Raw genomic sequence first — 6,670 nt, 5'->3', positions numbered from 1 at the left:
CTGGCGGCGCTCGCCCGTCGGCGTTGAAGGAGGGGCGGCGGGCGGCGGTAGCCTGGGCGCATGTGGCTGAACGCGGAGTTCACGACGGAGCCGTTCGTCGGGGAGGGTGAGCCGCCGGAACACGCCCGCGCGGCGCTGCGTGCCGCCGAGGACGCGGGCCTGTCCGCGGACTTCGGCCCGCTGGGGACCGGGGTCACCGGGGACGGCGAGCGGCTGCTGTCCGCGCTCCGGGACATCGTCTCCGCGGCCCTGGAGCACGGCGCCACCCGGGTGACGTTCCAGGTCGAGGACGCGGGGCCGTCGGCGGTGTGGCCGGTGGACGAGGGGCTCGGCGGTGCCTGAACCGGGCGCCTCCGACAGCACCGACGGCCCCGCCGGGCCGGAGAACCACCCGCTGGTGGCGGCGGTGCTCCCGCTGGTGGAGCGGGTGGGCGGCCGCGTCGTGACCGTGGACGAGATGGGGCCCGCCGACGTGCCGCTGCACTGGGAGGGTGAGCCGGTGGCGGCGGTCCGGTTGCCGAACGAGGGCAGTGCGGGCACCGCGGGGCTCGCCGGCCTGCTCGACGACCTCGCCGGGGAACTGGGCGGCCCGCTCGCCGAGCTGCCGCGTGCGGAGAAGCAACGCGCCGTCCGGTTGCTGGAGGAACGGGGCGCCTTCCACTACCGCAAATCGGCCGAGACCGTCGCCGAGGCGCTCGGCGTCACCCGGTTCACCGTCTACAACTACCTGAACCGTTCCCGGGGCTGAGCCCGCGCCCTCCGGCGGGGCCGGGTTCGTAGTATCGGGATGATCGGGTTCTTCCGGCGGAGGGAGACGTGATGGGTGCCGCGCAGGCGGTCGCGACGGCGGCGGTGTTCGTCTGGCTGGGCATGGTGCTGGCGATCTCGTTCCTCGAGGCGCCGCTCAAGTTCCGCGCCCCGGAGGTGACGCAGCGGATCGGCCTCGGCATCGGGCGGCTGGTCTTCCGTGCCCTCAACGTCGCCGAAACCGTGCTGGCGGTGGTGCTGGTGGTCGCGGCGGTGGTCGCCCTGCCCTCGGTCGGGGTGCTGACCGCGGGAGCCGTGGTCGTCGGGACGCTGGCCGTGCAGCTCGTCGCGGTGCGGCCCGCGCTGTCCCGGCGGTCGGACCGTGTGCTCGCGGGCGAGGACGTCCCGAGGTCGCGGAACCACTACGTCTACATCGCCCTGGAGGCGGTGAAGGTCGTCGCCCTGATCGTCACGGGGGTGCTCCTGCTGACCGGGTGACCGTCATCCGCCGGGGTGTTCCGGATCCGGGTACGGAGAGTTGCCCGACCGTCCCCGTCGGGGTGATCTTGGCGGTTTCCGTCCCACACGACCGGGGCGGCGCGTACACATGATCGTGTGCGGGAAGCGAGGCAGCCGGGGTGGTCACCCGGGGCACGCGGCTTTCGTGCCGTCGTTCCGACCGAGGCGTGGGCGAGTCTCGTGGGCGCGGGGGTGCGGGCCCGCCACCGGGCACGGCAACCCCTGCTGCGGCAGGGCGACCCGGGTGGGTGGACCCTGTTGTGCCTGTCCGGCCGGCTGGCGGTCCGCTACGCCGAACCCGACGGCCGCGAGATCATGCTCGCGGTGCGCGGCCCGGGGGACGTGGTGGGGGAGTTCTCCGAACGCGACGGCAAGCCCCGGTCGGCGACGGTGGTCGCGATCGAACCGGGGATCACGGTGCGGCTGCCCGATCGGCGGTTCGGGGAACTGCTCCGCCGGTTCGCCCTCGAGACGCAGCTGAACGGCTACATCCTGGACAAAATCCGGGAAAGCGCCGCACACGCCTGGCGGCTGGCACACCATCCGACGGCGACCCGGCTGGCCGACCTCCTCGACACCCTTGTGGCGGCGGCCGGCCCCGACCACCCGGCCCCGCACCTGATCTGCCTGTCCCAGCAGGAGCTCGCGGCGGCACTCGGCCTCGCGCGCTCCGCCGTCACACCCGTGCTCGCGGAGTGGAAGGCACGCGGCCTGATCCGGGTGGCGCGGGGACGGCTGGAGATCCTCGACCTCGCCGGACTCGCCGACCCGGATGTGTCCGGTTCCGGACAGAACCGGCCGTGACTCCCCGGCACGCTCGGCGTCGACAGCGATCACCCGATCTCGTGGAGGTTTCGACGTGGACCAGTCATCCCCGGCCCCCGACCGGCACCCCGGTGAGCACCTCGGCATTCTCGCCGTGGACGTCCGTCACTTCAGTCGGCACACCACCGCACAACAGGAGACCATCCAGCGCGAGCTCCCCGCCGTGCTCCGGGCGGCGGCGGACCGGGTGGGTCTCGCCGAGGCCTGGCGGGGACACCGGTTCCACGCCTTCCGCGGCGACGGCTACCTCGTCGGCGTCCGCCCGGAGCTGGTGGCCGCCGTGGTGGACGGGTTCTTCGACGCACTGCAGGTTGAGCTGCGTCGGCGTGTCAAGGGTTTCCGGGCGTCCGGGATCGAGCTCCGTCTGCGCACGAGTTTGCACTACGGGCCGGTGGGCGCTTTCGACGCGCTGCTGGCCGACTCCCCGGTGGGCCGGGTCATGGTCGACGCCGGGCGGATGCTCGACGCGGAACCGGTCCGCCGGCTGCTGGACCACTCCGACCCGCAGGTGACCCTGGTGGCCTCGGTGCTGTCCGGCACCGTCATGGAGGAGATCGTGCGGGCGGAGCGGACCGAGCGGCGGCCGAGCGAATTCGTGGAGGCGCCGCTGGAGCTGGCGGCGAAGGAATACTCCGGAACGGGCTACCTGCGGGTGCCCGCTCCCTCCGGGGACCTCCTCCGGGCGGGGCTGCTGCTGCCCGACGGAGACGACGACACGCCGGAGGAGGCGGGGACGGCGGACGCCGGGTCCGGACCGGCTCCGGTGTCCAACACCGTCACCGGTGACGCGCGCGGGGTCGCGCAGAGCGGGGTGGTGCACGGCGGGGTCCGGCAGCACACGGTGGGCGACGTCGGTGGCAGCGGCATCGTCGTGTCCGGCGACCGGAACGTCACCGCGGGACGCGACGTCACCCAGTCGTCCACCGAGATCACCGGAGACGTCTCCACCCGGGGTGACGCGAACTTCGGACCGGCCAGTGGCCGCCGCACCGGCGGAACCACGGACCGGTCTGGGTGGTGACCCCGATGGCCGCCGACGACGTCGACGCGTTCGGGATCCTCGGGTGGTCCGAGCCGAGCCCGGAACCGCCCGTTCCGGAGGAACAGCCGGTGCCGCTGAGCGCGGAGAATCCGGCTCCCGACATCGCGGTCACCGGCAATGAGAATCGGACCTCGGCACGCGATCTCATCGAGACGACGAACAACATCTACGCCCCGGGCATGCAGTTCTTCTCGCAGGTGGACGGCGCCCGCGCCCGGGCCCGGCCGCGATACGACCGCGGTCTGCAGGATCCCGGGGCCCTCGCCCGACTCGCGGACAGCTACGTCGCGCCGCCCGGGTTGCTCGGGGACGGCGACCGGGACGGGCCTACGGCGCTCGACATCCTCCGGCGTGAGCGGGTCCTCGTGCTCGTCGCACCGGAGAACGAAGGCGGTCAGTTCAGCGCGGGTCTGCGCCTGGGACACCAGTTGCAGCGGGAGTGCCCGGGGATGGAGGTCCGGGAGGAACTGCTCGATCCCGCCCTCGGGTTGGCCGCCGACGAGTTACTGGCGCGGGACACCCCCGCGGTGTTGCTGATCGACGGTCGCGCGGCGGCCGAGGACCTGCCGGAGGCACGGAGACAGCTGGTCGCGTTCAGCCGGGACCTCGACGACCACCGGAGCTACCTGATCCTCGTCGTTCCGTGGGAGAACCGGCGGGAATTCTCCGAGCAGTTTCCCGGCCGGGTGCACGAGCTCGGGAAACCGTCGTCGGTGGCGGTTCTCGCCCGGCACCTCACCGACGTCGACGTCCCCGGCCTCGTCGCCGCGACGGGCAGAGCGGAGGACCTGGAGAATCTGTGGCCACCGCGGGTGAAACAGCTCGCGGACGCCGTCGGGTATCGCATGTCCCACGGCGAGGGATCGGCGGACGCGTTCGAGAACTCGCTGCGGGACCTGTCCGGGGAATCCGAGAAGGCCCTGCGGGAGCGGATCCGTACCTGGCAGGAGGAGGCCGACGCGGAGGGGCCGGCGCTGCTGCTGGCGACCGCACTGCTCGAAGGGGCGTCCGTGGAGCACGTGGTGTCCGCCGCCGACCTGTTGCTCGAACACAACGGTCTGCACCGGGAACCACCGCCGCCGTTGCTGCAGCCCGGCCCGTACGCGCGGTGGCTCCGGCGTGCCGCCGAGGACGCGTATTTCGACCCGCAGGCCGCCAGGTTCCGGTCGGAGACGTTCGGGCCTCTGGTACTGCGGCACGTGTGGCTCGAGCATCCGGAGCTGCGCGCGGTGCTGAAGTCGTGGCTCGGTGGGATACCGCGACGACGCAGGGACCTGACCGCGCCGGACCTCGAGCGTCTCGCGGACAGGTCCCTCGAACTCGCCGCCACGGGAGGGCCTGCTGTCGCGGTCCGCCTGGCCCGGGAGTGGGGGACAACCGAGGCCGCGCCGAACCGTGACGGCTACCGGCGTTCGGTCGCCGTGCGTCTGCTGACCGGTGCGGCCATGGACCCGTCGCTGGGGCGGGACATCCGGGCGAGGCTGCTGAGGTGGTCGCACGACGCGGGTGCGGATCTGCAGCTGCTGACGGCCGAGGTGTGTGCGGGGATCGGTCTCTCGTTCCCCGGGATCGCGCTCACCCGGTTGAAACACCTGGCCGGTTCCTCCGACGACACAGTCCGGAGCACGGTCCGCGAGGTGCTGGTGAAACTGGGGCGCGAGCTCGGGGTCACCACGTTCCTGCGTTCGGTGCGGGAGTGGTTCGACAACGCTCCTCCGGAGCGTCTCACCCTGCTGGCGGAGAGCGTCGCGGAGCTGCTGGAGGAACCGCCCGCGCAGGTCGAGCCCCAAACGGCGGTGTCTTTCTGGCGTCGCGCGCTCGACACCATGCCGCCTGGGTGCCTGCGCACGGCGGTGCAGGGCTGGTTGGGCGCCGCACGGGCCCATCAGGACCGGGAGGAATGCGAGGACATGATCGAGTATCTCGTCCGGGCGACGGACGCCGATTCGGTCCGGATCGCGCGCGTCCACCACGCGAGCCGGGCCAGACAGGTGCCCCCGGATACGGAAGCGACGGGGCAGGACAGGCCGAGCGTGCTGGAACAGTTGTGGACCCGGCTGGACGAGGTCGATCCGATCTGGGGGAGTGATCATTCGTGCTGAGGGCGTGGTTCCGCCGGCTGTGGGCCGGTCAGGGAGAGGGACACCGGGCGCAGGAGCACGTCGTCACCGCGTACGAGCCGCTCCCGCAGGCGGTGCGGGCCGAGCTGACGCTGCCCAGTGCGGACGACTACCTGCGCTTCACCGTCACGGTCCGGGCGGAGGCCCGGTGGCGGGGCGCCGGCCAGGCGCCGCCGGCGCTGACCGACGTCGCCGCGGCGGGGCTGTCCCGCCGCGGGGAGGTGGTGAGCCGGGAGTACACGTTGACCGAGGCCCGGCGGGTGCGCGGTGAGTTGAACCGGGTGCTGCTGAACTGGGAGGACGTACCCGCGACCGGTGGTGTGCAGGCCCGTGCGGTGTGCGAGGAGGTCGTCGCCGACCCGGATCTGGTGGCGGCGGTGGCCGAACGGGAACGGATCGCCGGGAAGGCGACGGTCCGCTCCTGGCAGCGCGAGCAGCCGGGCTACCACTTCGAGCAGGAGTGCGCACTGATCCGTGATCCGCTCCGCGGCACGGCGCGGTGGATGCTGGACAATCCCGGCCGTCCCGCGGACGCGGTGCAGGTCGCCCAGCAGCTGACCGCACTGCGGGATCTGCTCGCGCCGGTGCCCGAACAGCGTCCGGAATCGGCCGGGCGACTCGTGGACGAGCTGTTGGACGACTCCGACGAGGCGTGCCGGGACCGGCTGCTGAGGACACTGGAGAAAATCTTCGCCGAGTACGGACGGCCCGAGCTGGCCGACCGGTTGCCGTCCGTCGCGGACGGTGGGGACGGCACGGACGGCGCGGCGTGACCGCGGCGACCGGGGAAGGAGACGCGGACATGGATCCGGTGTGGGAGGCGGTCGCGACCGCGCTGGCGACGAAGGCCGCGCACGCCGCCGTTGAGGGCGGCAGGAGCGCGTGGGCGGCACTCGTGCGGCTGGTCCGGGACCGCTTCGCCGGGGAACCCGCCGCGGAGCGGGTGTGGGAGGCGGCGGTCGCCGATCCGGACGACGCGGGGAGTGTGGCTTCGCTGGCCCGGGTGCTCGCGGACGCGGAGCGGGAAAGCCCCGAGTTCGGGGCCGAGCTGCGGAGCCTGTGGCAGCGGAGCGCCGCCGGGGCACCGGCCGAGGCGGCGGTGGTGAACCGGATCGTCGGGGACGCGGAGCGTGCGGTGCAGGCGCGCGACATCCACGGCGGGGTCACCTTCGGCGACACCGTCGACCGACCCCGCGAACGGTGACGCCCCGGTCCCGGCGTGGCCAGGGTGGGTCGCGCCGGGACCGCTCGACCGGAGCGCTCAGTGCACCGCGCCGGTGGACGTCTCGGGTGCCTCGGTGGTCTCCCCGGTGGCCGGGGTGCGGCGGCGGACGGCGAGAGCGGTGAGCACGGCGAGGACGCCGATGCAGCCGGCCACGACGAACGCGGCACGCAGGCCGTCGGCGTCCGGGCCCGC

Annotated in this window: 8 protein-coding genes; all 8 read left to right on the top strand. The window is 73.2% G+C overall.

The features are described 5' to 3' along the window. The first annotated feature begins 60 nt into the window (after positions 1-60). Complete coding sequence (locus SACPADRAFT_RS0203770) at positions 61-342, top strand: hypothetical protein (RefSeq protein ID WP_007025918.1); 282 nt, start codon at positions 61-63, stop codon at positions 340-342. Then, positions 335-748, top strand: coding sequence for a helix-turn-helix domain-containing protein (locus SACPADRAFT_RS0203765; protein ID WP_007025917.1), 414 nt, complete (start codon positions 335-337; stop codon positions 746-748). Before SACPADRAFT_RS0203770 ends, SACPADRAFT_RS0203765 begins: the two co-directional genes overlap by 8 nt. 71 nt (positions 749-819) lie before the next feature. Beyond that, the gene (locus tag SACPADRAFT_RS0203760; protein WP_007025916.1) at positions 820-1,245 is read left to right on the top strand and encodes a hypothetical protein; all 426 of its coding nucleotides are present in this window, start codon (positions 820-822) and stop codon (positions 1,243-1,245) included. Between the two features lie 117 nt (positions 1,246-1,362). Then, a complete protein-coding gene (locus SACPADRAFT_RS0203755) occupies positions 1,363-2,070 on the top strand; it encodes a Crp/Fnr family transcriptional regulator (RefSeq protein WP_233357117.1) in 708 nt (235 codons plus the stop codon). A gap of 55 nt (positions 2,071-2,125) precedes the next feature. Further along, positions 2,126-3,112 (top strand): hypothetical protein, encoded by a 987-nt coding sequence (locus SACPADRAFT_RS0203750; RefSeq protein ID WP_007025914.1) that lies wholly within the window; start codon positions 2,126-2,128, stop codon positions 3,110-3,112. Positions 3,113-3,117: 5 nt separating this feature from the next. Beyond that, positions 3,118-5,235 (top strand): hypothetical protein, encoded by a 2,118-nt coding sequence (locus SACPADRAFT_RS0203745; protein WP_007025913.1) that lies wholly within the window; start codon positions 3,118-3,120, stop codon positions 5,233-5,235. Beyond that, positions 5,229-6,026, top strand: coding sequence for a hypothetical protein (locus SACPADRAFT_RS0203740; RefSeq protein ID WP_007025912.1), 798 nt, complete (start codon positions 5,229-5,231; stop codon positions 6,024-6,026). Before SACPADRAFT_RS0203745 ends, SACPADRAFT_RS0203740 begins: the two co-directional genes overlap by 7 nt. Positions 6,027-6,055: 29 nt before the next feature. After that, complete coding sequence (locus SACPADRAFT_RS0203735; RefSeq protein WP_007025911.1) at positions 6,056-6,457, top strand: hypothetical protein; 402 nt, start codon at positions 6,056-6,058, stop codon at positions 6,455-6,457. Positions 6,458-6,670 lie beyond the last annotated feature (213 nt).

The organism is Saccharomonospora iraqiensis subsp. paurometabolica YIM 90007, assembly GCF_000231035.2.
GTDB lineage: Bacteria > Actinomycetota > Actinomycetes > Mycobacteriales > Pseudonocardiaceae > Saccharomonospora > Saccharomonospora paurometabolica.
Note: the sequence above shows the minus strand (reverse complement) of the source record. Positions and strands in the feature narration are given on the sequence as shown.

Bases quoted from the DNA above. Each gene is read 5' to 3' on its own strand.
- SACPADRAFT_RS0203770 (WP_007025918.1), top strand. From the start codon at position 61: ATGTGGCTGAACGCGGAGTTCACGACGGAGCCGTTCGTCGGGGAGGGT.
- SACPADRAFT_RS0203760 (WP_007025916.1), top strand. From the start codon at position 820: ATGGGTGCCGCGCAGGCGGTCGCGACGGCGGCGGTGTTCGTCTGGCTG.
- SACPADRAFT_RS0203745 (WP_007025913.1), top strand. From the start codon at position 3,118: ATGGCCGCCGACGACGTCGACGCGTTCGGGATCCTCGGGTGGTCCGAG.
- SACPADRAFT_RS0203735 (WP_007025911.1), top strand. From the start codon at position 6,056: ATGGATCCGGTGTGGGAGGCGGTCGCGACCGCGCTGGCGACGAAGGCC.